Here is a 24,332-nt window from a genome sequence, read left to right as displayed (position 1 = left end):
CATGGCATTTAATTTTTTTAGTAAAAACGGGGGCGAAAAGCGCCCTATGGATGTAAAAAGCCTGCGCGATGCGTTATTACGTTTTATAAAAGAAGCCTTGCAAAAGGTAGAAGGCGGCGAGGGAAGGCATATTAAAGAGTTGTTGCTATATGTTACGCCAATTGCAGAGGAAAAACATTTGTATGAGGGTGCGGTTTACGTGCACGAAAAAGAAGTTTTTCGAAATGAGATCCAAAGAATAGCCGATGATTATGCTATTGAGTTGCCTGACGACTGGACGATAGAGGTGATCTTTACTGATGTATTACCCACAGAAGCTTCCAAGGTCCCGGAGCTCGATGCAGCTTTCCTTATGCATACCCGCAGGCAGGTTGCGCACAACGCTTCATCGGCAGTAGCCTATATCCGGATATTGAGCGGTGAGGCTGAGCAGGAGGAGTATGTTGTTAAGGCAACCGATGGCAAGATCAATATTGGCCGGGATAAAAAAGCGGTGACAGATAATGGATCATACCGACTGAATAAGATTGTGTTCCCAGCCGTAAGTAATGATGAAAGTAATAAGTTCATCAGCCGTCAGCATGCTCATATTGAGTGGAACAAGGATGCAGAGTGTTTTATGATCTTCGCAGATGAAGGAGGTGTACCTCCGCGTAATAAAACCAAGATCAATATTGCAGCAGATGATAAATTGATCAAGCTAAACTCAACCCAAATAGGACACCCCATGAGCGAGGGCGACCAGGTGATTTTGGGCGAATCGGCAGTGTTTTTATTTAGTGTTAAAGCCGAAGGGTAATCAGGATTAATTACCTATTATATGCTTAGAAAAATCCTGTTGTTAATAATGGCGATAGCCACAAGTACGCAGGCTCATGCGCAAACTGCCGATGAGGTTTATAACACCTACATTGATTTTAACGAAGCCCGGATGAATGCAGATGCAGCCAGATCAATGACCCTTGCCGAGAAGATATTACCCGATACAGCTAAATTAACTCAAAAAGTACGCACCAGTTTTTATAACTCGCTGGCAAAATTGTATGAGGACGATGATCAAAGTATAAACGCCATTAAGTACTATAAATTGGTTGTTGCCTCCCAGCCTGATTATTATGTAGCACACAGGGCTTTAGGTTACCTGTATATTAAAGATATCTCCGGCAAACAAACAGTTGTTGATGCGGCCTATGTAATCAAAGCAAAGGCTGCCTTGCCCCACCTTGAAAAAGCCCAGGCCTGCGAACCGGACGATAATACGCTGGCAATTATCAAGGCGCTCTACAAGAATTTAAAAGATGAGAAGGCACTTAATATGCTGCCTGCACGCCTGGAAACGCTCAGGAAAAATTGTATCGATCTGCTAAGTGATCAGTAAAATCCGGATGTGCAGATTTCAGATGTGCAAATGATGATTTCCAATAAATGACTACGAGGCTAATCGCTGCATATCTGAAATCTGGAATCTGCACATCTATCCGAAACTTATTTTTGCCTGAAACTGTCGCCAATAAATTCCAGCGCGTCGGTAATACCGGTTCGCCAGTAGGTCCAGTTGTGGGCGCCATCACGGATCCGGAACTCATGGGGAACCYTTTTTTCCACCAAAGCAATATGTAGCAGGGAATTTCCTTTGCTTAACGCGTCATCATCACCGCAATCTATCCAGTAGCGTACCTGTTTAAGATCATCGGTAGTTTTGCCTTGCACCAGGCCAAGTATAGAATTGCTTTTCCATGTATCATTCAATCGCTCAGCGCCTTTAAGATCTGGTCCGAAGACCTTGCTGTATACCTCTGCCCAGCGGGCATCGGTTGTTGCCATAAAATCTTCATCGTTGCGTACTGCCGCGCTAAAGGCTGCTGCTGCCGAGAACATATCCGGGTGTTTTATGCTATAGATGAGTGTGCCATAACCACCCATGGAAAGCCCTGCAACCGCACGATATTTTTTGCTGTTTTTAACGCGGTACTCCTTTTCAACTGTCGGTATAAATTCTTTGAAAAAGAAATCCTCATAGTTCTGTTTACCATTATAGGAATTGATATAAAAGGTCGCCTTCGCATCGGGCATTACAATTATCATAGGGGGAATCCTGCCTTCGGCAATGGCTTTATCGGCGTAGCGGTTAACCTCGCCAAACTGTAACCAGCCGGTCTGGTTGTCACCATATCCATGCAAAAGGTATACTACCGGGTAATTCCTGTTTGATGTTTCATAATCAGCAGGCAGGTAAATGGCATATTTAACATTATACCCTAAAATATCGCTTTTAACGTTTTGTTCTTCTATCACTTTACCCACAGTGATATTCTGCGCATATACAGTTGTCGCTGATAAAAGGAAACAGATCAGGAGAATTTTTTTCATTTATATCAAGTATTAAGATTTATTTGGCTTATTAAATCATTTTACTGTCTTTCATTCACACACCTGCACATTTATTAATCTGCATCCCTTACCCAGGGTTCTTCCCCAACAAAAGCTATGTTTAGATTAGTATGGTCAATTTTAAATTTCCAGGTAATGTTTTCCTGTTTGTCGTTTTTAATATCGCTGCATCCAAAAAAATAATGCACCACAAAGTTACATTTAAAGGCCCCTGTTAAACTATCGGCATTAAAAGTTGCGTTAACGATATCAAACTCAAGTACCTCCGGAGAACCACCTTCATCATAAAAATAGGATGCCAGGCCCCGGCAAAAGTTAGCATAGATTTGTTTGTCATCAAACACTTTATTCAAAAACTGCCCAATAAAAATATCCCGGCCTGATAACCTTTCCAGGATATCCGCAGAAACCGGTAATTCAAAATCCTGTGCCATATTCAGGTATCAAGTAATTAGTATTAAGATCATTTACAGCTAAACTTGCACATCTGTTTGAAATCTGCATATCTGAACCTATTTCTGTCTAAAGCTGTCACCCATAAAATCCAGCGCGTTGATGATGCCGGTACGCCAGTAGGTCCAGTTGTGTGCGCCGTCGCGTACACGATATTCGTGAGGTACCTTCTTTTCGGTAAGGGCGATGTGCAGCAGGCAATTTCCTTTGGTTAAAAAGTCATCATCACCGCAGTCAATCCAGTAACGCACTTTGCTCAGCTCATCTGTGGTTTTGTTTTGTACCAGGTCTAAAACAGAATTAGCCTGCCAGGCTTTGCTTAGGCGGTCTTTCCCCTTTAACCCGCGACCATACAGTTGGCCAAACACCTTTTCATAGTGTTCATCTGGCTGACTGATCATCTGATCCTCAGGAAGTACGGCCGCGCTTAGGGCTGCTGCCGCCGAAAACAGCTGAGGATATTTAATTGCGTATATCAGCGTACCATAGCCACCCATTGACAAACCTGCAACACCGCGGTATTGCTTTTCGGTTTTTATGCGATAAGCTTGTTCAACGTGCGGCATAAATTCCTTAATAAAAAAGTCCTCATATTTTTCTTTACCATCGTAAGAGTTAATATACCAGCTCGAATCGGCATTTGGCATCACAATAATCATCGGTGGGATGGTACCGTCGGTAATGGCTTTATCGGCATAGCGGTTAATCTCGCCGAACTGAAGCCAGCCGGTATTATCATCTGTATAGCCATGTAAAAGATAAACAACAGGGTAGGTACGGTTAGCCGTTTCATAATCGACAGGCAGGTAAATGGTAAACTTTACGTTGCGTTTCAATATCTTGCTTTTAACCGTTTGCTCTTCAATTACTTTGCCCTGGTGCTGTGCAAAAGAGGTGCTAACGCTTAAAATGAAGAAAAAGAACAGGCATTTTTTTAAAATATTTTTCATGTGTTTGGTATGTTTTGGCTGATCGTTAAAAATTCAGGAGTTTGCCCTGTTCCGGATAAATTAGGTTTAATTTTAATTTATTTTCTGCTTTAAGCTCCGTTTTTATTTTGCTGATATTGCTTACAGGGGGTTTTAAATGAGTAACAACAACATTTAATCCTTTTAGCTCTGTTTTACCGGTAAAGGTGGCAAGTTTATTCATTTCGGACATTAACCAATTAGGCGTAAGATGCCCAAACAGCGTTTTATCCGGCTGCCCATTGGGGAAAGATACTTCTATCAAAATGGCTTTTAACTGTTTGTTTTTAATCAGTGGGGTAATAGCCTGCCAAAGGTTTTGCAGGTTGCTGCTTTTTTCAATCTCGTCTGGCCCGGTATCGCCTAAATATAAAACATAAGCACTATTACTATGTATCAAAAAGGCGGTACTGGTAAGGTTTGAATGGCTCAATGGGAATGCCTGCACTTTCATGTTGGTATTATCGATGGCCGTTTCGTTACCCGGATTAAGCACCTGGTAATGGAATTTTTTTAGGACCGGGGTTTCACCCTGGTCGGCAAAATTGGCCCAGCTTGCCCACGTAAAATAGTGGGTTTTTAGGGTTTCGAGTGTGCTTTGTAAGCCGTAGATGTTTTTGGTGCTGTCATCCGGCGAGTTGATGATCAACCCGGCGAGATGATCGAGGTGGGCATGCGATATGAAATATCCTTTGATGTATTGCCTTAATACTTTTTCCTGCGGCACAGCGAAAACCTTATTTTCAATGGCTTTTTTTATACCATAGTGCAATGTACCGGCATCTAAACAGATGTAATCGTTGGTTCCATTAGCCGCCAGCATATAAGCTGATAAGTTGCTTTCATCAATACCGCCCAAAACGCCCAAAGGCACCAGTCTGAAAGCCGGCTTGTTTTTAGACTGTGCCATCGAAAAAAACGGCAACAGAAAGAATATAAATATGATTACTGAGGTGCATTTACGGCTCATTACAGGTAATGTATCAAATGCAATATGATGCAATTGTTAAACTACTAAATTAATGATATACCCATCAATTAAACAAAATAAAATGAGTGTTTTAAAAATGATACCTGTTGGTAAGGCAGCGTTCACAAAAGAATTTTTTTACGGGGAGCCAAAACAATACTGTTTTAATAAAAAAGCCACGCTTACGCCTGATGTTAAGGATTTCCTTACATTTTTTGCACCTGTAAACCGGGCGCGGGTTATTACTCACAATTTGCATTATTTTATAAGGGTATCTGTATGAAACAAATTTAAAATAAATGTTCAAATAGTTAAAATGAGCAGAGTAGATTTTATAAAATAAATTTATTCGGTTTTCATTTTTTCGGCGGCCGCTTTGTTGTATTCATAGTCGCCACCTAATAGGTAACCCCATGGCTTAAGGCTTTCTATCCTGTCAAAAATGATCTTAAAAATAGCTATCACGGGGATTGAAAGGAACATGCCTGAAAGCCCCCATATCATTTCGCCCAGCACAATGCCAATGAACGAGATAAGGGCGTTAAGCCTCACTTTTGAGCCTACAATGGTTGGCAGTAAAAAGTTAGCATCAACGGCGTGGATAGATATTATGCTTACTACAACTGTAATTGTTTTAGCAATATTGCCGGTAGCAAAGGTAATAATGGCGCTAAGCAATAAAGCGGTAAAGATGCCTATGTATGGTATGATGTTAAATAAGCCCACAATAATACCCAGCAAAACGGCGTATTTTATCCCAATCCACCAAAAAATAGTAATTGCCACGCTGGCCACTATCACCATCTCCAGTAGTAAGCCCAGGATATATTGCCTTAAAATGGATTGAATATTCTCTACAATATCCATCACCACGTGTGAGTTTTCATCTCTGAAAACCCAAATGATAAAACGCAGCAGCAAACGTCTGTAAAGCAATATAAAAAAGGTGAAGATCATGATGAATACATAAAATATCATGAGTGATGATATGGCCCCAAATGTTGTACCCACCACATCGGTACCCGATTCCATGATTTTTTTAGAAGCATCGTTAACATATTTTAGTTGCCTGCTGGCGTTAATATGGAAAGCCGATTGCACCCACTCCTGCAGGTCGTGCAGGGATTGTGTAACCTGGTTTTTAAGCATTGGCCAGTCGTTGGCCAGGTTTGAGATCTGGGAGCCTACCAGGTATAATATTCCACCTACCAGGCCAACCATTAAAAGTATTGATACCAGGGACGACATACTACGTAGCAACCGAAGTTTTTTCTCTAAAAAATTGGAAATCGGCAATAATAAAATAGCAAATATGAAACCGAAAATGAGTGGATCAAGAATGTCTTTACCCACAATAATGAGATATCCCAGAGCTAAAAAGCCTATTAAGGTAAGCGCAAGGCGTTCGTAAAAAGGGGCTATCAGTTTTTTTGCCGGCATACGGTAGTGGTTAAATTTGTTTTTTGAAATGGGTAACGGATATTTAAATCAGATGCTTGAAGATATAAAAAATATTGATCAACTAAATTTATCCTTTTACTTTGTAAGGGAATGTTGTAAACCGCGCCGACTTTTTGAGAGTAAAACTTACTTCACAGATAGTATGTAAAAAAGGCCGGTCAACTTTAATTAATTTTTCAATTGCGGCTTATTGTCAAAATTGGCAAATGTTTTGCTTTAGTTAAGATATCTACTTAAAAACTAATATTATGGCAAAATATTCAGAAAAAGCAGGGGAAAAAGTTGAAAAGGCCATGCATGAAATGAAAGAAGGGAAGCTTAAAAGCGGCAGTGGCAAAAAAGTAACCAGCAAAAAACAAGCTATAGCGATAGGCTTATCTGAGGCGCGCAAAGCCGGTGCAAAAGTGCCTAAAAAGAAAAGTTAAATATTAAAAAACCACAAAGCTATCGCGAAAGACGGCTTTGTGGTTATGTTTAATTTTACGATCTATTTAAAATCAGTGCTTATCCAGCTCGCCAGGTTACCCTCTTTGTTAATTTGTGCCAGCTTTTCTACATCATCATCTTTTTTGTGCGATTCTTCAATGTTGTATTTGGCTATCACTGCCCGTAGTGCTACAAGATTGGCGGTATTTTTGTCAAAATCGCTTTTATGTTGTAACGCATATTTTGCGTATTGTGAGGTGTAGGTAAATAACAACTCGGGGTTTTGATCTGACAAATCATTAACCGCCTTATTGATAGATACCGATACGCTACGCGAGCCCTGTACCCATGCTAAAATAAATAACCGGGCTGCCTGTCTTTTATCTCTTTTATCTTTCCAGCCTGTTTGCTGCAACCAGTCGGCAGTATTAATTACTTGTTGCTCGTACATGATAAAGTCGGCATCGGTTTGCAATTCGTAATGCATGGGTACATCGTATTTTTGTGCCGTTGCAGTTAGGGTAAAAGCGGTTATCGCGATTATAAGCGTTAGTATCTTTTTCATTTTTTGTTTTTACAGAATTAATTAATACATGAGATTCCGAACCCGGAACCACTGCAAATTTATTAATATAAGGAAAAACTGCTCAATTAGTTTTTGTAAATGTATCCATGATATCCATTAACGTAACAGCTTCGTCAATAGAACAGGGGTTTGGACCTTCGTTTTTAAAGTAAGAAACGATCTTTTCTATCATTGGTTGCTGAATGTGCTGCGGATGCTGAAAGGTAATAGTTTCATCTTCTGTATCGGTTTTCCAGCTTATGTAATTACCAAAGAACGGGAAGGTTATTTTCCCTTTGGTGCCGATGATCTCACAGGTATCAGTAGTAAGGCTTTCGGCAACGTTGAAGCACCAGGAGCCGTTAACTACAACGTTGTTTTTAAACACAATCTCTCCGCAAACATGGTCGTCGGCTGGTGATGAGGCCGATTGATTGAGCGAGAATCCATGATATTTTTCAGGTTCACCAAAATAAAACAACATCAAATCGAGCTGATGAGGAGCCAGGTCATGAAAATATCCCCCGCCAGAGAATTCGGGAAGCACCCGCCAGTTGGTTTTGGTATCGGCAATGAGTTTAGGCTTGCTGCTTTGCCACATCCTGATCTGCACGGTACGTACCTCACCAATTTTCTGTTTATCCAACAGATCCTTTACGGCCAAAAACATGGGTACAGCCCTGCGGTAATGCGCCACCGTTAGTTTTGAGCTGCTTTGTTTTACAGCCTCCGCCATGGCCCGCGCCTCGGCGGCATTTCGGGTAACCGGTTTCTCTACGTATACATTAAAGCCTTTTTGCAGCGCGCTTAAAGCATAATCAAGGTGTGATGACGGGGGAGTGGCAATGTATATGGCGTTTATATCTGCTTCGCCCATCATTTTATCTGCGTCATCATACCATTTGCTCACCTGGTGCCGGCTGGCATAGTCGGCAGCTTTGGCCGCGTCACGGCGCATAACTGCAATAAGTGTACTATCCGCAACTTTTTTAAATGCTGGTCCGCTTTTTTTTTCGGTCACATCCCCGCAACCAATTATGCCCCAATTAATAGTAGTCATTAGTAGCTCCTCTAAATCTCCCCTGAAGGGGGAGACTTTTTTTAGTTTTGTTTAATTGAATTGAACCGGTCCCAATAAACTGCTTAGCAGTTCCCCTTTTAGGTGGTTAGGGAGCCAATATGTTTTCTATCTGCGCTAATTCATCGGCAGAAAACGCAATGTTATCCAATGCCTTTAATGAATCGGCAAGTTGCTCGGCGCGGCTCGCACCAATCAATACCGATGTAACCCTGTTATCTTTTAATAACCAGGCCAATGCCATTTGGGCCAGTGTTTGGCCGCGTTGCAGGGCCAAATCGTTAAGTCGTTTTATCTGGCTTAACCTTTCGTCTGTTATCTGGGCAGCCTGTAAAAAACCGGTTGCTTTAGCAGCTCTTGAATCCTCGGGAATACCATGCAGGTATTTGTTAGTTAATAACCCCTGGGCCAATGGCGAAAATGGGATACAACCCACACCTTCATTGCCCAATACATCCATTAAACCGTTTTCAACCCAACGTTCAAACATAGAGTATTTAGGCTGATGGATAAGGCATGGCGTACCCAGGTCCTTTAATATTTTGATAGCTTTTGCAGCAAGATCGGCAGGGTAGTTAGAGATACCTGCATATAAAGCTTTACCCTGGCGAACGATAAGGTCAAGGGCGGCCATTGTCTCTTCCAGCGGTGTTTCGGGATCGGGACGGTGGTGATAAAATATATCTACATACTCCAAACCCATGCGCTGCAAGCTTTGGTCAAGACTGGCAACCAGGTATTTTTTTGATCCCCAATCGCCATATGGGCCATCCCACATGGTATAACCGGCTTTGCTGCTGATGATCAACTCGTCGCGGTAGCCCCGGAAATCTTCTTTTAAAATACGGCCGAAATTTTCTTCGGCTGAGCCCGGAGGCGGACCGTAATTGTTTGCCAGGTCAAAATGGGTTATACCGCTGTCGAAAGCGAGGTGCAAAATTTTACGGTAGTTTTCGGTAACATCAACATGCCCGAAATTGTGCCATAAACCAAGCGAAATAGCCGGTAATTTGATGCCGCTATTACCACAACGGCGATATTGCATTTTTTTGTACCTGTCTGCAGATGGAACGTAAGTCATATATAAAAGGTGAGGATTGAGATGTTTTCTAATGTTCGTAAAAATATAATTTAATATAGATATCAGAAGTAAATATTTTGTGATGATGAATGCTTTACGGCATGGCTTCCACATTATTTACCAACATTTGTTGCCTGGCCCAGTCTCTTAATAAGGATAAAAAAGGTAGTAGTTCGCGGCCGGTTCCGGTAAGTTCATATTCAACTTTGGGTGGTACTTCAACATAAACCTTGCGGGTTATCAGACCATCATCTTCCAGTTCTCTTAGTGCCTGGGTAAGCATTTTTGGGGTAACGCCGGTAACTGTTTTGCGCAATTCGCCATAGCGAAGTATACCGGTACGTAATCGCCATAAAATACGGCCTTTATATTTACCGCCTATACGCTGAAAGGCGTAATCTATTCCACATTTGGGCAGCTGTCTTTTCATTTTTTATCTATTAAATCAAAATTAATATAGCTGATTTACAGTTTGGTAACTTTTAAGTGACCGGGTTACTTTTTAGTGCCTACTTGATAATGGTACACTACAAATATAACTTTGATACATGAAAACCAATCTGATAACCATATTTTATATAATGAGCAGCCTGGTGGCATTCGCTCAAAAAAAGGAAACCAAATTAGCTGGAACTTATGAACTGGTTGTTGTAGATAATATTCTTGCAGATGGCAGCCGGGTTCATTTATATGGAGATACTGCGCAGGGGCTGCTGATGTTTGATGCCGGAGGCCATTATGCACTGCAGATATTTGGCCAGGGGCGACAAAGGTTTACCACCAACGATAAAAGTAAAGGCACAGACGACGAGAACCGTGCTGCAGTAAAAGGCAGTAATGCCCATTTTGGTACCTATACCGTTGATGATGCTAATGGAACTATCACCTTTAATATTCAACACGCTTCATTCCCCAACTGGGAGGGGACACAGCAAAAACGGCCATTTACGTTGATAGGTTCAACTTTTAAGTATACTGTGCCTGCACCGACTACAGGAGGGGCTGTAACGGGAGAGGTGGAGTGGAGAAGGATTGACTAAGTGATGGCCAGATATTAAAAATTTATACTTAATATAGGTTCATTATAGTTTGCTAATTGTTATGACGATTTTCGCTGAAACTGACCGATTGATTTTGAGGGAAATAATACCAATAGATGCCAAAGGAATGTTTGAGTTGGATTCGGATCCGGAAGTGCATCGCTTTTTGGGAAATAAACCTCTCAATACCATAAATGAGAGTAGAGAAATTATAGATTTTATAAGGCAGCAATATCGGGACTTTGGCATTGGCCGATGGGCGGTTATTGAAAAACATACCGGCGATTTTATTGGTTGGGCAGGGCTTAAATTTATAAATGAGGAAGTAAATCACCAGATTGGATATTATGATCTGGGTTATAGGTTCATAAAGAGGTATTGGGGGAAAGGCTATGCAACAGAAGCTTCAATTGCAGCCCGCGATTATGGGTTTATTCAACTACAATTAAATGAAATTTTTGGCATGACTGATATTAATAATCATGCATCAAAAAGCGTACTTGAAAAAACAGGGTTGAAATTTATAGAAGATTTTGACTTGCGAGGCGAACCTCATAGTTGGTTTAAAATCAGGAAAGGAGAGTGACAAAATCAATTAGGACTATCAGACAACCTCAGCCACCACAAAAGTACTTCCTCCAACAAAAACCAGGTCTTTGTTGCCGGCGTTACCTTGTGCCGATTGGAGCGCTTGTTTTACCGAAGCATAAAATTCGCCATGTAAGCCAAAGCTTTCGGCCTTTAGCATTAAGCTTTCAGCATTCAGCCCCCGGGGTATATCGGGTTTACAAAAATAGTAGGTAGCATCTTTGGGTAGCATGGTTAATACCTTGGAAATATCCTTATCATTTACCATCCCAATTACAAAATGAAGGTGCTGGTAGTCAACAGTCGCTATGTTTTTCATTACTTCTTCTATACCATCCGGATTATGCCCGGTATCGCAAATGGTGAGCGGGTTTTGGCTCAATGTTTCCCATCGTCCATGCAAACCTGTTAAAGTTTTTACCTGTGATAGCGCTATAACTATATCATTATCGGTTATCGTGAATCCCTGCGAGCGCAATTCATCTACAGCAGATAAAACCGTTTTTACATTTTTAAGTTGATAGGAACCTGTGAGGTCGAGATGAATGGTGAGTGGTGAGTGGTGAGTGGTGAGTGGTGAGTTTTTTATAACATTCAATTCAAGTAAATCATTCTTTGACTCTTGACTTTTGACTTTTGGTTTTTGATCAATCTCCCACAAATCCGAAGCAAACAAGATGTTACTTTCTTCTTTAATTGCTTTTTCAATAAACACCCTTGCTGTTTCGGGTTGGTTTTCGCCAATAATTACGGGTATACCCGGTTTAATGATACCGGCTTTTTCGGCTGCTATCAGTTGAAGGGTATCGCCAAGCATATTCATATGGTCCCAGCCTATGTTGGTGATAACAGAGAGCAGGGGGGTAATAATATTAGTTGAATCCAGGCGGCCGCCCAGGCCAACTTCAATAACAGCGATATCTACTTTTTCCTGCGCGAAAATTTTAAAAGCGAGGCCCACGGTCATTTCAAAAAATGAAGGACCTATCTCATCAAAATCCTCCTTGTGCCCAGCCACAAAATCGATAACAGTTTGCTCGCTGATCATTTGCCCGTTTATGCGGATGCGTTCGCGAAAATCTTTCAGGTGGGGCGATGTATAAAGCCCGGTTTTATAACCAGCCGTTTGCAAAACAGCCGCCAGCATATGCGATGTGGAACCTTTACCATTGGTGCCGGCAACATGTACACTTTTAAATTTATGCTGCGGATCGCCTAAACGTTTACAAAGCTCAAGGGTATTATGCAGATCAGCCTTAAATGCCGAAGCCCCGTCGCGCGTAAACATCGGGAGCTGGGTGTAGAGGTATTGGATGGTTTGTTGGTAGTCCATAGTCTATAGCCCATAGTCCATAGCTATGGCAATAGGTGCAAACTTATAAAATAAACTGTTGCAATGGTCTATCGTCCGTAGACTGTGGACTAAAAATCAATTTACCTTAAATACAAATACTACTGTACCAACCTGCGTTTCTGGTGCCGAGTCAAGTGGATTAAGTTTGGAGTTTTTAACCGCGTCTTCGCATTTCTGGAGCAGGGTTGCATCAGATATGGTAGTACCGCGGGCACCTGCACGGGCATAAACCACGTTACCATCTTTATCAACACGTATATCAACCATGATTTTGCCGCTTTGGCGGTTATCATCGCTAACAGCAGGCCTGCTTACAAAGCTGCGTTGCGACATGTTCAAATTACCGCCATTACCAGATCCTGTTCCGTTGTAATTATTAGTAAGAGTGGTGCCTGTAGGTTTACCCTGGTTGCCGGGTTTATTGCCGGTTCCGTCGCCTTCGCCTGTACCGGTGGTTGCCTTGCCTTTATATAACGCGTTTTGGTTCACTACAGGTTTAGCTGCAGTTTTTGTAGGTTGGGCCGCGGTTACCGTATTTGTAGGCTTTTTGGTAGGAGCGGCAACTTCGGGGGCATCCTCGGTATTTTGGGTAACAACAGCTTTATCGCTGCTTTCGGGCTGTGGTTTTTCTTCGGTTGGCGGGGCAGGGGTAACCTTATCCGGCTTGGTATGGTTGGCTTTTTCGGCAACAGAAGGTTCTTCGGTGCTCATATAATCACTGCCCATTCCTTCATCAACTGTACCGTAATTTACCAGGATCCCGCCGGTACCATCCTCGGTTTTAGGCGGCATTGGAAGGATAATTATATAACATACCAGGAAAAACACAGCCAAAATAATGCCTGTTAACAAAAACGCCTTTGGATAGTTATTTTCTTCTTCCCTGTATTCCATTTTAGTATCAAGTATTTAGTATCAAGTATAAAGACAGCTGCTTTGTTAGTATCGGCTCAAGTATCAGGACGGCTGCAATAATGATTGTAAGCTCTTAAAAAAATCTCGATACTTGATACTAACTACTTGATACTCTCTATCCCTTAGGTTCCGTTGCCAGTACCAGTTTTATATTTAATTTTTGTGCTATATCCATTATCTGTACCACATCCTGAATGGCTACTGTTCTATCAACATATAAAACAATAGTAAGTTCTGTTGCCAGTGTTTTATAGCCCGATAGTGTTGTTTGCAGGGCAGCCACAGGCACTTCCTTTTTATCAACGTAATATTTCAGGTCTTTGGTTACCGAAACTGTTATTGTTTTTTTTGATACCGATTGCCCGCTTGATGATTTGGGCAACATCAGTTTAATTACGTTGGGGTTGGTAACTGTTGACGCGATGAGGAAAAACAAAAGCAGGAAGAACATGATATCGTTCATGGCTGATGTATGAACCTCTGCCGATGCACCTCTATGTCTTTTTCTTAAATTCATTTGCTTGGCTCCTCTAACAGGTCAATAAATTCTATAGCATCAGTTTCCAGTTTCAGGATCACTTTATCAACCATCATATTTAAAACGTGGTAGCAAACATAGGCCACAATACCCACCATTAAACCGGCGGCTGATGTTACCATTTTTACATATAAACCACCAGATATAACACCCATACTAATGTTGTCTGTTTTGGATATATCATAAAATATCTTGATTACCCCGGCAATGGTACCCAGGAAACCAAACATTGGTGCAATACCGGCTACAATACCCAATATACCAATGTTTTTTTCAAGTTTTGATACTTCCAGCTTGCCAATGTTTTCAATCGCACCTTCAATATCTTTTATAGGGCGACCGATACGTAACAAACCCTTTTGCAGCATGCGGCCCAAAGGCGAGTTACTGTTACGGCAAATGGCAATAGCCGATTCTAAATTACCGGAGTGAATGCTTGAACGCACCTGTATCATCAGGTTCGATTCGTTTTTTGAAGCTTTACGGATAGTAAAAAAGCGCTCAAAAAATATAACCAGGCCCAGTACAGCCAGTATACCAATAGGTACCATTACCCAGCCGCCTTTTATTAGCAGGTCGCCAAAACGTAATTCTTCTGGGGCTTGTGCTAATTGGGTTACTGTATGGTTAGCGGTATCTGCTAAGTGTTTTGCTGTATCTGTTACCTGCTGTATTAATAATAAAGTCATTTCCTGGGATTATATGGTTGTATAGTTATTTTATCGTTGCTTATCTTACCTGTACTTAATATTTTTTGTTTGGCAGCCACAGCCTCATCGCGTACATAATAGGTGCCTAAGGTTACTTTAATCAATCTGCCGGGCACGTTTTCAATTATATGCGCGGTAAATCCCATTCTCTTGTAAGCTTGTATGGCTTTGTTTGCTTCGGCTTGTTTTCTAAAGGCTCCTGCTAAAAGCTCGTAGTGTATTCTTTTTATTGTATCAGCATTAATTATTGCAGTATTTAACGCCGTGTCGGGTTTAGAAATTGCTTTTGCTGTAGTATCAACAGGCAAGTTTGCCTTTTTAACCGTGTCTGTATCGCTTTTAAGTACCGGTTGGGCTTTTGGCTCTGCAGGCATTTGCAATTGCCCGCCCTTTGGTAAATTTAATAAACCGGGGTTATACTTATACACAGCAAACAATGCGGCTGCCAAAACTATCACCACAATCAATATAATGGCCCAGATGCTCATACCCTGCCTTTGTTCAGGCTCGTCATCAACGTATTCTTCCGGTTGATTAGCCGTTTGTGCCGGTAAAGGTATCTCCCTGATTGGGGGAGGGAGCGGCAAGGGCTCTGTCGCAACCACAGCGGGTGGCGGCATTTGTGGGGGTACCGGTACGGCCGCTGGTTTTTCGGGTTCTTCAACCTGGTTTAGTTTTTTTATGCTGATGGGTTCATAGCCATAAAAAGGAGCATTATCAGTATTACTCACTTGCGATTTAAAAGCGATTTTGCCCTTATCCATATAAAACCAACCCAGATCGGCAAATGCTACTTCCTGCAGGGCAACTTCCTGTTTTAAAGCGGTTATATATTTTTCGGTAAAATATTTTGACGAAGCCAGCGAGATTTTTTTCTTTTCGGCAATGTACCTTGTTAAGGTATCATCATCATGGGCCTGCGGATCAAATTGTATTTTATAACCGGGCGGATAAAATTTACGCTCTGCATCATCATAACTGGCACTTACACGTACGTGCACAAAATAGCCCAGGCCCGGCACGCTTATTTCGCCGTGCTGGCCCAATAGTTCACTTAAATAATTGGCTATATCCATTTGCTAAAAGTACGGTTTATTGTAAATATCAAAATCTTTAAAACGAGAAACCGACGCCACCAAAGATATTAAATCCGTAGTTAGGATAGTATACCCAGTTTTGATAACCCGAGTTTAAAATGTTATTTGCCTGTGCAAATACCGTAATTACCGGCGTTACCCTGTACTCAACACCACCATTCAGATCGGCAAATGAGCTGATAGATCTTTTAGCTAATAATATGCTTGAATTGGCAGCCGGTGTTCCTAACGGTCCCGGTACAATTCCAAACGGCCTGTCATAGGCCGAACCCCGTATTAATAACGAACCTGTTATGCTCACTTTGTTGTTTATGTGGATAGCAGTACCTGCGGTTAACAAAAACTTAGGCAGGTTCCAGGCTTCAGCCTCGGTATTCATTTTATAGTCCTTAAACTCAACACGACCAAAAATATTTACATCATCGGTAGCTTTAAAGTCCAGCTCGCCATTAAAGCCGCTTACGCGCGACCGGCCATTATCGTATATCACAATAAATTTATAGCCTTCGGCCGTTTGATTGCTTACCAACAGCGGCATATCTTTTACACTATTGCGAAACACAGCAGCTTTGAAGCTAAGCCCCGGTGCTAATGTGCCTTTTAAACCAGCGCTGATATCAAGCTGATCAACAGAGTTTTTAAGCTGGATGTTTTTATCGATATAAGGATTGATGTTGGCAAAATCGCGGATGGATGCGCGGTTGATATCGCCCTTGGCTTCCACAAACAGCCGCACATATTTGGGTATCACCTGGTATTCCAGTTTAGCTGCCGGGAAAATGGAAAAGCGATTAAAATCACCAAATTCCTTTGTAATGTTTACACCTGCGTCAATTTTATAATTGGTACCCTGGAATTTAATGTAAGGGTTTAACCTAAGAATGCTGTTGTTTAAATTGTATAGGCTATCCTTTGGATTGGATAGATCAACCGAAGCGCTTAAACCGGTATAAAATTGTTTAATAGTTTGGTTCACAAATCCGGATAATACAATATTGCTTTCCCTGGCCTGGTAAGCATTGCCGAAAGAATAGCCTTTTAATTTTACGGCATAAGTGAAATCATTTTCAACATCCTTAAAATTTTTGGCCAATTCAACTTCACCGCCGATTTCGTTAAAATGTTGCTTTTGAGGGGTGAATGGCAGGGGAATTGAATCAGGGTGGCCGTAGAAATAAACACCGCGACGTTTATAGTTTAAACGGCCGCTGATGGTGTTTTCTGAATTGATGCTTTTGATAAACACGCCAACTTCATCCTTGCTTTCGTTCTGTTTTTCCCATGAGCCGGCCTGCGAGAAATGTTTCAGGAAACCGCCAACCTGCAAAGCCTGGTCGCGGCCATTACCAAAATAAGCTTCGCCGAATAAGGTTTTTAAGTTACCTACACCAGCTTTAATATAGTTATTAAGCAGTATCGAGTCCTGTTCGGCCGGCCTTTTTTGTGGGTCGAGGTGTTTTATTTCCGAGTCCTGGTCAAGTTTCTTATCTAAAGTAGTATAGGTAAGCGGTGCTTTAAAGGGCGCTTTATCTTCCAGGTCGGGGTTACGGCGAATCTTAACAGCATCAGCCAAAACGGGTTTGTATGCCGTTGTTACCACTATCTCTTCTGAAAGGCTGCCGCCATTTGACGGTTTGTTGCCGCTACCTCCTTTTTTGGTAGTATCCTGATTTACTTTTGCCGCCGCATCTCCAAGGTTTTTTGAAGCACTGGTAACGGCTGCTTTTTTTGTTACGGGTTTAGCCGGTGCTTTTTTTACAGGCTTGGCAGGGGTTTTTACTTTAGCTGCTGTTTTTACGGTTGCCTTTTTCGCGTGTTTCTTTGTTTGCGCTTGTGCAGGAACAAAGTATAATGCTATTATTAAGGTAAGCAGCGTATAGGTGTATCTTGAGTTCATTGCTTGTCTTCTTTTTATTATTCTTTGAGATCCTGTTAGTTTTGAGATGGAGTTTTAGTGGTATCTGCAGGCGCCTGTTTATTTTCAGTGGTATCAGGAACGGCAGGAGCAACAGTTTTACCTGGTTTGCCTCCATTTATTGCATCCAGTTTTTGTTTGGCTGTTGATAGTATATCATCATCGGCCTTGTAATTGTCAATAATACTTTGCAGCGTTGCCTTAGCCTGGAAATTATCCTTTAAGGCTTTATAATTATCAGCCAATAAAATATAAGTTTTAGCTACCCAGTAGTCATAGTTTGGCATTTCTTTAGCCAGGTCAAAACACATTTTTTGCGATGTTTTGTACCTGCCTTTTAAGTACTCAACCAGGGCCACATTATATTTGGCTTCGGCGGCGGCTACTGTTTTGGTATTGGTAACGGTATAGTTTAATTCCTTAACGGCTGTTGTGGTATCGCCTCTTTGCAGGTATGCTTTACCGGCATATAAGCCTGTGCGGAATTTATCCTCCTGTGCCGATTTTTCGTTATCCCTAACCAGTTTTACATATTTAAGTACATCGTCGGGCATTTGCATTTCCGAATAGCAAAGCAGCAGGTTATTAATGGCAAACGTATAATCGGCCTTGTATTCGGAGTTTGTTTCTAACCTTTTCAGGAACACCACAGCATCATTATACTTTTTCTGTTGTATGTAAAGCTTAGCCATGCTTATCAGCGATTTTTCACTGTAAGCGCTTGTCCAATCGTTTAATATTAAATTGTAATCGGCTACAGCTTCCTGCGTCCTGTTTAGGTTGGTTAAACTTTGCGCCCTGATAAATCTTGCCTGTTTTTCATAGATCTGTTTTGCAGGGAATTTATCAAAATAAGCGTTTACAGCGCCTACGGTGCCTTGCCAGTCGCCTTTTAAGTAAAGGTTATTAGCCGCAGTGATCATGATGTTCTCCTGGTCGGCAGTGGTATAGTTACCAATTGGAGTAGTAGTTGCGTAGCTGATAAATGTTTGGGCGTCTCCCTTATCGGTATATATTTTTTCTATTTGTTTAAGCGCCTGCTTAGCCTCATCGGTTGATGAATAATCCTGTATCACTTTTTTAAATGATTCAACAGCCACATCATCATTACCTGCATTATAATCAATTAAACCAATGGTAACCAATGCACGCGGAACATAGCTGCTGCGCGGATATTTCTGGATCATGGCTTGCAGATCGGTTTTAGATTTGTCACCCTCTGTTTTCAGGAAATAGGTATAAGCTATTTCAAATGATGCATCATCGGCATAATCAGAGTTGGGGAACTTGTTCAATACATCATTCAATGTACTTATCTTGGTATCAAGCGATCCCTGTAGGCCCTGTATCATACCACGCTGAAACAAAGCGTAGTCTTCGCCCTGGTTGTGCATGGCAATAATACGGTTGTAATAATCCAATGCCTTACCATAGCTTTTCAAAACAAAGTAGCTGTCGCCAATGCGGGTTATCGCATCATTTTGTGTACTTACATCTTTTACATCGCCGGCTAAAAATTTCTCGAAATAATTAGCCGCTTTTTTATATTGCTCGCCATAAAATGCAGCGTAAGCTAAGGCGTAGTTGGCGTAGTTGGCCACGTCGGTTTCCTTAGCCTCTGGCATAGCCAAAAACTGCTCAAAAGTTTCAACCGATTCTGTGTATTTACGTACCTCGTACATCGATTCGGCCATCCAGTAAGTGGTAAGGGCCGCGGTTTTAGTATCAACCGGGTTTTTTAAAGATCGCAGGAAAATGCCGATAGCGTTTTCAAAGGCACGTTCATTATAAAACTCCAAACCGCGGTAATAAGTAACTTTTTGATAAGCTATCTGCGCGCTTTGTGATTTATTGGGAATAGGCTCAAGTATATCAACAGCTTCCTTGTAATTGCGGGAGTTTAAAAGTTCCTCGCCCAGTAACACCTTCATTTCATCGTTGCGGCGCGAGCGCGGATAATTTTTAAGGTACAAACGTGTGGCAGCAAGTGCATCGGTATTAAAATCGAGCTCATAGGATAGCTTGGCGTACTCATACAAAGCATCTTCTTGTAATTGCTTATCAAAGCTAAGTTTTGAAGCATTAAGAAAGGCGTTGCGCGCGCTTTGCTTGTTATTCATCTTCAGGAAAACATCACCCAGTGTATAATTACCACTCTGGCTGTATACATCTTTTTGCTCCACCAGTTTTTCAAGTTCGGTAGTGGCCTGGGCATTGTTGCCCACTTTGTAAAAAGTATAACCTATCTGGTAACTATCCTGCGTGTTTTGGGTGCGGCCCTGGTCGCGATCCTGGAAACGGCCGTAGTATTTAACCGCGTTATCGTAATCGGTTTTGGCAAAGTACGATGCTGCTATAATACGCAGTATTTCGGTTTCGTTTTGCTGATGCGTGCTGTTCACAATGGGTACAGCGTAGTGGATCACATCATCATAACGTTTATCTAAAAAGTAAACGGCAGATATGTAGTAAGGATAGCTATTCTCGTATTTTTTAGAGTTTTTTAGCCTTTCAAAATTTACTAAAGCCAGGTGATAATCTTTATTCAGATAGGCTATATAGGCGAAATAATAGGTTGCGTCCTCGGTAAATTCGGTTTTCTTGGCTTTCACCTCGGCAAAAAGCTGTTGGGCTTCTTTATAATTACCGATGAAGAAATAGGCATAACCTTTGCGGAATTTGTATTCGGTATTATCGTGCCCGTTAAGTTCGCCGGCTTGTACCTTGTTAAACCATTCTAAAGATTTTTCGAAGTCACCCTGTTTAAAGTACGATTTACCAATCTGGAAATAGGCCTGCCGGGTAAGCGGGTTTTCGGGATGCTCTTTAATGAAGCGAAAAAACATGCTTTCGGCATCATCGTTATTCAAATTAAGGGCGCAGAAAGCCTCGTAATACTGGCTGTTTTCTTTAACCAGCGACAGGTCTGATTCAAACTGCGGTTGGGTGGTTGTTTTAAGCCGGGATGTTTCAACAAGGCGAAATTGCTCGGCGGCGGCCACGTATTTACCCTTGTCCATCAGGTCGATAGCTGAGTGATAAGTGCGGTAAACCTGGGTAGATGGATTTTGCTGGGCAAGAGCGGTTGAAACAATAAATACCGGGATTAGCAGGGGGATGTATCTTTTTTTGATCATAAAGCGCATACTAACGATGGTGCTAAAATAGCGAAACGAAAAAGGCTAATTCACACAAGTAGTTAACAAATGTGGAAAACACTTTTATTAACGAAGGTAATACTAAAGATGATATGTGTGTGGAAAACTTTAAAATTGATGACGATCTACAACCGCCGGACGATTGGACCAAAAATAAGGAATTACTGTAATTTGCTGCATTTTTTTTTAAACATTAAAAGTGATGAATGACATTTTTTACTGTATGTGTTGTTTGATTTTTGCTATAATCCTGATAAACAGCTGTAGCTTATCTCCTGCAAAAAGGATGATAACATTAATTGCTTTTTTGCTTTTCCCGGTGTTTTGTAAAGCACAAAAAATAAGCGGCCCAATTGTTTTAAATGATCAGCAATTTTTATTTTCGGCAACAGAATTTCATATAGCCGATGTTGTAGATGAACGGGATGACCGGAGTGTTATAGCCAGGTTACTTCCTGCCGGGCTAATAAACGAAACTACGCCAAAGTATACGCTTGATCTGAAAGATGGTGCCTCATTAGCTATCAGGCAATTCACCAGCAGAAACCTGGTAACGAACAAAGCATCACGCGCCATAATTATCCATATAAAAAAACTACAGTTGGATGAAACGTTGCAGGCCGGAGGAAGGGTTAATGGAAAACTAAATGTTGTTTTTTCCTTTACCCTGCGGAGAGGTGAGAATGATATACAACTGATTGGCTATAAAGCAAGCTCAAACTATACGCGTACTTCTGCGCAGCAAATGGACGTGGGAGGGATGTTAAGTAACGCTATTCAAAGCGGACTCATCTACTTTAATACCTGGATAAACAAAGAAGCTGATACCAATATAAAGCTGGTAAAAGGAGTAAAGCTTGTTTTTACCGATTATACCGAACAGCCCGAAGGAGATACCATTTATTACTCGGCTAAAAGACCAATAAAATGGAGCGATTTTCAACAAAGGCCCCCTGCAAGTAAATTCGAGGCCGAGGTTTTTCCGAGTTTTGGTTATGCCGAGGAGGTTGAGATTGTGAAGGGGATAATTAATGTTCATTTGAGTCTTAAGGCTTACCTCCCTAAAAGTGCGTGCTGGGTAAAGGAGGGCGCGCAAACCGCATACAACCTTAACCACGAGCAACGGCATTTTGATATTGTGAAAATAGTTGCCATGCACTTTAAAAAGCAGTTACTAAAAGAAAAGCTAACTGTTGAAAATTATGACGGACCAATTAATGTACAATACTTTGATTCGTTTAAGGAGATGAACGATATGCAAAAGCAATACGACGATGAAACCAACCATGGAATTAACCACTATGTACAGGAGCAGTGGGATAAAAAGATTGATAAAGAGCTGGGAAGGTAGATGTGCGGATGTGCAGATGAAAAAAATGTGATTACAAGAGCAATAGTACTTTGACGATAAATTAAGGATAATTCAAAAAATCATTTGCACATCTGTAATTTGAAATTTGCACATTTATTTTTCTTTCATTTATTTTTGAAAGTTTAAAAACTTATTTATATTTGTACATGGAATTGGCAGAAGGAAAGCTTAAGTTTATTGAGGCCTGGGGTAAGTTGGGATCGGAGTGGGGAATAAACCGCACTATGGCCCAGGTACATGCGTTGCTGTTGGTTTCGCCAGAAGCTTTAACTACCGAGGAAGTGATGGCCGAATTGAGCATATCCCGTGGTAATGCCAACATGACCCTGCGCGATTTGATTGACTGGGGCCTGGTTGAAAAGCAACATAAAACAGGAGAGCGCAAGGAGTTTTTTTACGCCGAAAAAGACACCTGGACAATTGCCCGCCGGGTAGCCGAAGAGCGTAAAAAACGCGAGCTTGATCCCGTTTTAAAAATACTCTCGCAGTTATCAGAGGTTAAAGGGGATGAAAAAGATCCGGCTTATAAAACTTTTAAAACATCGGTAGCGGATATTAGTAAGCTGGCAAAAAACGTGAACAAGACCTTAGAAACTATGCTGAAAGCCGAAGAGAGCTGGTTTTTTGGTTCAATATTTAAAATATTCAAGTAATATTTTTTTAATTTTATATTTCATTTTTTTCTGAAAATTCAATAATTTATATATAATAAAAATCACACAATCATGAACTACTTTATTTTAACTTACCTTGTTTACCTGTTGGTAAGCATTGCATTAACAGTATGGGTTGCCAGGGTATTATTTAAAAACGGGCGCATTTTCCTGGTAGATTTTTCACGGCAATAATGAACTGGCCGATTCTGTAAACAAGCTATTGGTGGTTGGTTTTTACCTTATCAATATAGGTTACATGAGTTTGGCCCTGAAAGAAACCGGCGGTATACCAAATAGCCAGGTAGTGGTTGAGGTATTGAGCTACAAATTAGGCTGGATCATCCTGATATTAGGGGCTATGCACTTTTTAAACCTGGTAGTGTTTTTTAAGTTACGTAACCGCGCCAAAAGGGATAAAGCTTTTAATGTTAATATTTAAATAGATTTATAAAACAAAAAAGCAGGTTGCAAACGCACCTGCTTTTTTGTTTTATAAAATGAACTTGTTTAAGCTGCTGTATTTAACTGTCTTTTTATACTTCGCAGCAAAACATCAATATCAAATGGTTTGGCTATAAAGTCATCTGGACTTCCATCCTGACTTAATGAACTTAGCGAAACGTAATGACTTGCAGAAATTAGGATAACAGGTATATCATGCGTTTCTTTAACCGATTTAAGGTGTCGGCACAATTCGCGCCCGTCTAAACCGCCAAGCATAATATCCAGTAGTATTAGGTCTGGCTGGTGCTCCCTTATTTTGGCAAATAAGTTGTGCCCGTTTGATAATGTTTCAACTTCGTAGCCAGAATCTTCAAGTATATATTGTAAAACTTCCAATATATCATTGTCATCATCCACTGCTAATATCCTTCTCATTTTATTATCCTTTTCTGTCTTTAATTATATGCTTTATCCCTAATTAAATATTAGCTAATGCCTGATTATATTTTATGTTAAGAACAAAGCAAATGTTATACCAAGTTTATTGATAAGTGCTTTGAAACGAGAATAATATTTGATTTATACACAGTTTTATGAGAAACAGTGTAACTTTTTTTTTAATAATTATTAATTGTAGCGTTTAAAAAGGGGCTCTGTGCAAAAAAGTACTCACCAAATCATAGGGGAAATAACTAATAAGCCATCGGTTGGTGCTATTCGCTTTTATCGGTAAATATATAGCTTGGTTTTTTGCATTTGGCGCAGAAGTACTTTCTTATCGGTAAAAAAAACAAAAACTTTTTAGCAAACCATCCTCTGTGCATCTGGAAATGGAATGGGGCTCCACATTTTCCACAATAATATACTTTTCTTGTTTTTACGCTATGATCCTGATCGCCTGCCATAAAATTGATAAGGCGACGAAAGTAAAGATACCTTTGTATAAACAGGTATAAAACATTTAAAATAGTACCTAAACGTATGTGTGTATATGCTTGTGGTTAAATTATTTAACCAAGAAGGTAGCGTTTACGTTGACATCTATAACAAACGTATCGTTTTAGGGGGAGAAAAAATAATATATTTTTTGCAAAAAAACCTCTTGGAACCCGGTTATCGAGCTCTGTTTTACATTTGGGGCAGACCGGAAGC

At 40.9% G+C, this 24,332-nt stretch carries 27 protein-coding genes; 10 read left to right on the top strand and 17 right to left on the bottom strand.

Annotated elements, in window-relative coordinates:
• Window position 1 precedes the first annotated feature (1 nt).
• A complete protein-coding gene (locus AC1DQW_RS22005; protein WP_477456032.1) occupies window positions 2-799 on the top strand; it encodes an FHA domain-containing protein in 798 nt (265 codons plus the stop codon).
• Window positions 800-820: 21 nt separating this feature from the next.
• Entirely contained in the window at window positions 821-1,378 is a 558-nt protein-coding gene (locus AC1DQW_RS22000) for a hypothetical protein (protein ID WP_477456030.1), read from the top strand.
• Between the two features lie 107 nt (window positions 1,379-1,485).
• Here the strand turns inward: AC1DQW_RS22000 and AC1DQW_RS21995 are convergent, their stop codons facing one another.
• The 4 genes from AC1DQW_RS21995 to AC1DQW_RS21980 all read right to left on the bottom strand — a co-directional run bounded on the left by AC1DQW_RS21995 (window position 1,486) and on the right by AC1DQW_RS21980 (window position 4,722).
• Window positions 1,486-2,370: an alpha/beta hydrolase gene (locus AC1DQW_RS21995; protein WP_477456029.1), complete on the bottom strand. Its 885-nt coding sequence runs from the start codon at window positions 2,368-2,370 to the stop codon at window positions 1,486-1,488.
• A 74-nt stretch (window positions 2,371-2,444) separates the two neighbouring features.
• The gene (locus AC1DQW_RS21990; protein WP_477456028.1) at window positions 2,445-2,825 is read right to left on the bottom strand and encodes a hypothetical protein; all 381 of its coding nucleotides are present in this window, start codon (window positions 2,823-2,825) and stop codon (window positions 2,445-2,447) included.
• A 78-nt stretch (window positions 2,826-2,903) separates the two neighbouring features.
• On the bottom strand, window positions 2,904-3,794 hold the full coding sequence (locus AC1DQW_RS21985) for an alpha/beta hydrolase (protein WP_477456027.1): 891 nt from the start codon (window positions 3,792-3,794) through the stop codon (window positions 2,904-2,906).
• Window positions 3,795-3,819: 25 nt separating this feature from the next.
• The gene (locus AC1DQW_RS21980) at window positions 3,820-4,722 is read right to left on the bottom strand and encodes an MBL fold metallo-hydrolase (RefSeq protein ID WP_477456026.1); all 903 of its coding nucleotides are present in this window, start codon (window positions 4,720-4,722) and stop codon (window positions 3,820-3,822) included.
• A gap of 142 nt (window positions 4,723-4,864) precedes the next feature.
• Here AC1DQW_RS21980 and AC1DQW_RS21975 point away from each other — a divergent pair, with 142 nt between their 5' ends.
• On the top strand, window positions 4,865-5,065 hold the full coding sequence (locus AC1DQW_RS21975) for a hypothetical protein (RefSeq protein WP_477456025.1): 201 nt from the start codon (window positions 4,865-4,867) through the stop codon (window positions 5,063-5,065).
• Between the two features lie 62 nt (window positions 5,066-5,127).
• Here AC1DQW_RS21975 and AC1DQW_RS21970 read toward each other — a convergent pair whose 3' ends face one another.
• Window positions 5,128-6,222, bottom strand: coding sequence for an AI-2E family transporter (locus AC1DQW_RS21970; protein ID WP_477456024.1), 1,095 nt, complete (start codon window positions 6,220-6,222; stop codon window positions 5,128-5,130).
• Window positions 6,223-6,491: 269 nt separating this feature from the next.
• On the opposite strand from AC1DQW_RS21970, the gene AC1DQW_RS21965 reads away from it, so the two are divergent.
• Window positions 6,492-6,668: a DUF6496 domain-containing protein gene (locus AC1DQW_RS21965; protein ID WP_477456023.1), complete on the top strand. Its 177-nt coding sequence runs from the start codon at window positions 6,492-6,494 to the stop codon at window positions 6,666-6,668.
• A gap of 62 nt (window positions 6,669-6,730) precedes the next feature.
• On the opposite strand, the gene AC1DQW_RS21960 is transcribed toward AC1DQW_RS21965, so the two are convergent.
• From AC1DQW_RS21960 to AC1DQW_RS21945, 4 genes are all read right to left on the bottom strand, one after another.
• Window positions 6,731-7,234, bottom strand: a complete 504-nt coding sequence (locus tag AC1DQW_RS21960; protein WP_477456022.1) for a hypothetical protein — start codon at window positions 7,232-7,234, stop codon at window positions 6,731-6,733.
• Between the two features lie 82 nt (window positions 7,235-7,316).
• A complete protein-coding gene (locus AC1DQW_RS21955) occupies window positions 7,317-8,294 on the bottom strand; it encodes a Gfo/Idh/MocA family protein (protein WP_477456021.1) in 978 nt (325 codons plus the stop codon).
• 106 nt (window positions 8,295-8,400) lie between these two features.
• Window positions 8,401-9,393, bottom strand: a complete 993-nt coding sequence (gene mgrA / locus AC1DQW_RS21950) for an L-glyceraldehyde 3-phosphate reductase (protein WP_477456020.1) — start codon at window positions 9,391-9,393, stop codon at window positions 8,401-8,403.
• Window positions 9,394-9,487: 94 nt separating this feature from the next.
• Window positions 9,488-9,823 carry a winged helix-turn-helix transcriptional regulator gene (locus AC1DQW_RS21945; protein ID WP_477407797.1) on the bottom strand — a complete coding sequence of 112 codons (336 nt, stop codon included), beginning with the start codon at window positions 9,821-9,823 and terminating at the stop codon, window positions 9,488-9,490.
• Between the two features lie 118 nt (window positions 9,824-9,941).
• On the opposite strand from AC1DQW_RS21945, the gene AC1DQW_RS21940 reads away from it, so the two are divergent.
• Together AC1DQW_RS21940 and AC1DQW_RS21935 are read left to right on the top strand one after the other, a co-directional pair.
• On the top strand, window positions 9,942-10,433 hold the full coding sequence (locus AC1DQW_RS21940; RefSeq protein WP_477456019.1) for a lipocalin-like domain-containing protein: 492 nt from the start codon (window positions 9,942-9,944) through the stop codon (window positions 10,431-10,433).
• Between the two features lie 61 nt (window positions 10,434-10,494).
• Window positions 10,495-11,019, top strand: coding sequence for a GNAT family N-acetyltransferase (locus AC1DQW_RS21935; RefSeq protein ID WP_477456018.1), 525 nt, complete (start codon window positions 10,495-10,497; stop codon window positions 11,017-11,019).
• An 18-nt stretch (window positions 11,020-11,037) separates the two neighbouring features.
• On the opposite strand, the gene AC1DQW_RS21930 is transcribed toward AC1DQW_RS21935, so the two are convergent.
• From AC1DQW_RS21930 to AC1DQW_RS21900, 7 genes are all read right to left on the bottom strand, one after another.
• Window positions 11,038-12,354 (bottom strand): bifunctional folylpolyglutamate synthase/dihydrofolate synthase, encoded by a 1,317-nt coding sequence (locus tag AC1DQW_RS21930; protein WP_477456017.1) that lies wholly within the window; start codon window positions 12,352-12,354, stop codon window positions 11,038-11,040.
• Window positions 12,355-12,450: 96 nt separating this feature from the next.
• Window positions 12,451-13,269, bottom strand: a complete 819-nt coding sequence (locus AC1DQW_RS21925) for an energy transducer TonB (RefSeq protein WP_477456016.1) — start codon at window positions 13,267-13,269, stop codon at window positions 12,451-12,453.
• 136 nt (window positions 13,270-13,405) lie between these two features.
• The gene (locus tag AC1DQW_RS21920; protein ID WP_477406599.1) at window positions 13,406-13,807 is read right to left on the bottom strand and encodes an ExbD/TolR family protein; all 402 of its coding nucleotides are present in this window, start codon (window positions 13,805-13,807) and stop codon (window positions 13,406-13,408) included.
• Window positions 13,804-14,517: a MotA/TolQ/ExbB proton channel family protein gene (locus AC1DQW_RS21915; protein WP_477406597.1), complete on the bottom strand. Its 714-nt coding sequence runs from the start codon at window positions 14,515-14,517 to the stop codon at window positions 13,804-13,806. The genes AC1DQW_RS21920 and AC1DQW_RS21915 overlap by 4 nt, the downstream gene beginning before the upstream one ends.
• Complete coding sequence (locus tag AC1DQW_RS21910; protein WP_477456015.1) at window positions 14,514-15,614, bottom strand: HU domain-containing protein; 1,101 nt, start codon at window positions 15,612-15,614, stop codon at window positions 14,514-14,516. Before AC1DQW_RS21910 ends, AC1DQW_RS21915 begins: the two co-directional genes overlap by 4 nt.
• A 37-nt stretch (window positions 15,615-15,651) precedes the next feature.
• Entirely contained in the window at window positions 15,652-17,532 is a 1,881-nt protein-coding gene (locus AC1DQW_RS21905; RefSeq protein WP_477456014.1) for a hypothetical protein, read from the bottom strand.
• A gap of 35 nt (window positions 17,533-17,567) precedes the next feature.
• On the bottom strand, window positions 17,568-20,687 hold the full coding sequence (locus AC1DQW_RS21900; RefSeq protein ID WP_477456013.1) for a tetratricopeptide repeat protein: 3,120 nt from the start codon (window positions 20,685-20,687) through the stop codon (window positions 17,568-17,570).
• A gap of 307 nt (window positions 20,688-20,994) precedes the next feature.
• On the opposite strand from AC1DQW_RS21900, the gene AC1DQW_RS21895 reads away from it, so the two are divergent.
• The 4 genes from AC1DQW_RS21895 to AC1DQW_RS21880 all read left to right on the top strand — a co-directional run bounded on the left by AC1DQW_RS21895 (window position 20,995) and on the right by AC1DQW_RS21880 (window position 23,175).
• On the top strand, window positions 20,995-22,059 hold the full coding sequence (locus AC1DQW_RS21895; protein ID WP_477456012.1) for a hypothetical protein: 1,065 nt from the start codon (window positions 20,995-20,997) through the stop codon (window positions 22,057-22,059).
• 167 nt (window positions 22,060-22,226) lie between these two features.
• Window positions 22,227-22,733 carry a GbsR/MarR family transcriptional regulator gene (locus tag AC1DQW_RS21890; RefSeq protein ID WP_477456011.1) on the top strand — a complete coding sequence of 169 codons (507 nt, stop codon included), beginning with the start codon at window positions 22,227-22,229 and terminating at the stop codon, window positions 22,731-22,733.
• A 72-nt stretch (window positions 22,734-22,805) separates the two neighbouring features.
• The gene (locus tag AC1DQW_RS21885) at window positions 22,806-22,928 is read left to right on the top strand and encodes a hypothetical protein (RefSeq protein WP_477456010.1); all 123 of its coding nucleotides are present in this window, start codon (window positions 22,806-22,808) and stop codon (window positions 22,926-22,928) included.
• Between the two features lie 64 nt (window positions 22,929-22,992).
• On the top strand, window positions 22,993-23,175 hold the full coding sequence (locus AC1DQW_RS21880) for a hypothetical protein (protein ID WP_477456009.1): 183 nt from the start codon (window positions 22,993-22,995) through the stop codon (window positions 23,173-23,175).
• Window positions 23,176-23,243: 68 nt separating this feature from the next.
• Here the strand turns inward: AC1DQW_RS21880 and AC1DQW_RS21875 are convergent, their stop codons facing one another.
• Window positions 23,244-23,615: a response regulator gene (locus AC1DQW_RS21875; RefSeq protein WP_477403848.1), complete on the bottom strand. Its 372-nt coding sequence runs from the start codon at window positions 23,613-23,615 to the stop codon at window positions 23,244-23,246.
• Between the last annotated feature and the right edge of the window lie 717 nt (window positions 23,616-24,332).

Source organism: Mucilaginibacter sp. P5_A4 (assembly GCF_056400605.1).
This window is presented reverse-complemented; position numbering and strand designations above follow the sequence as displayed.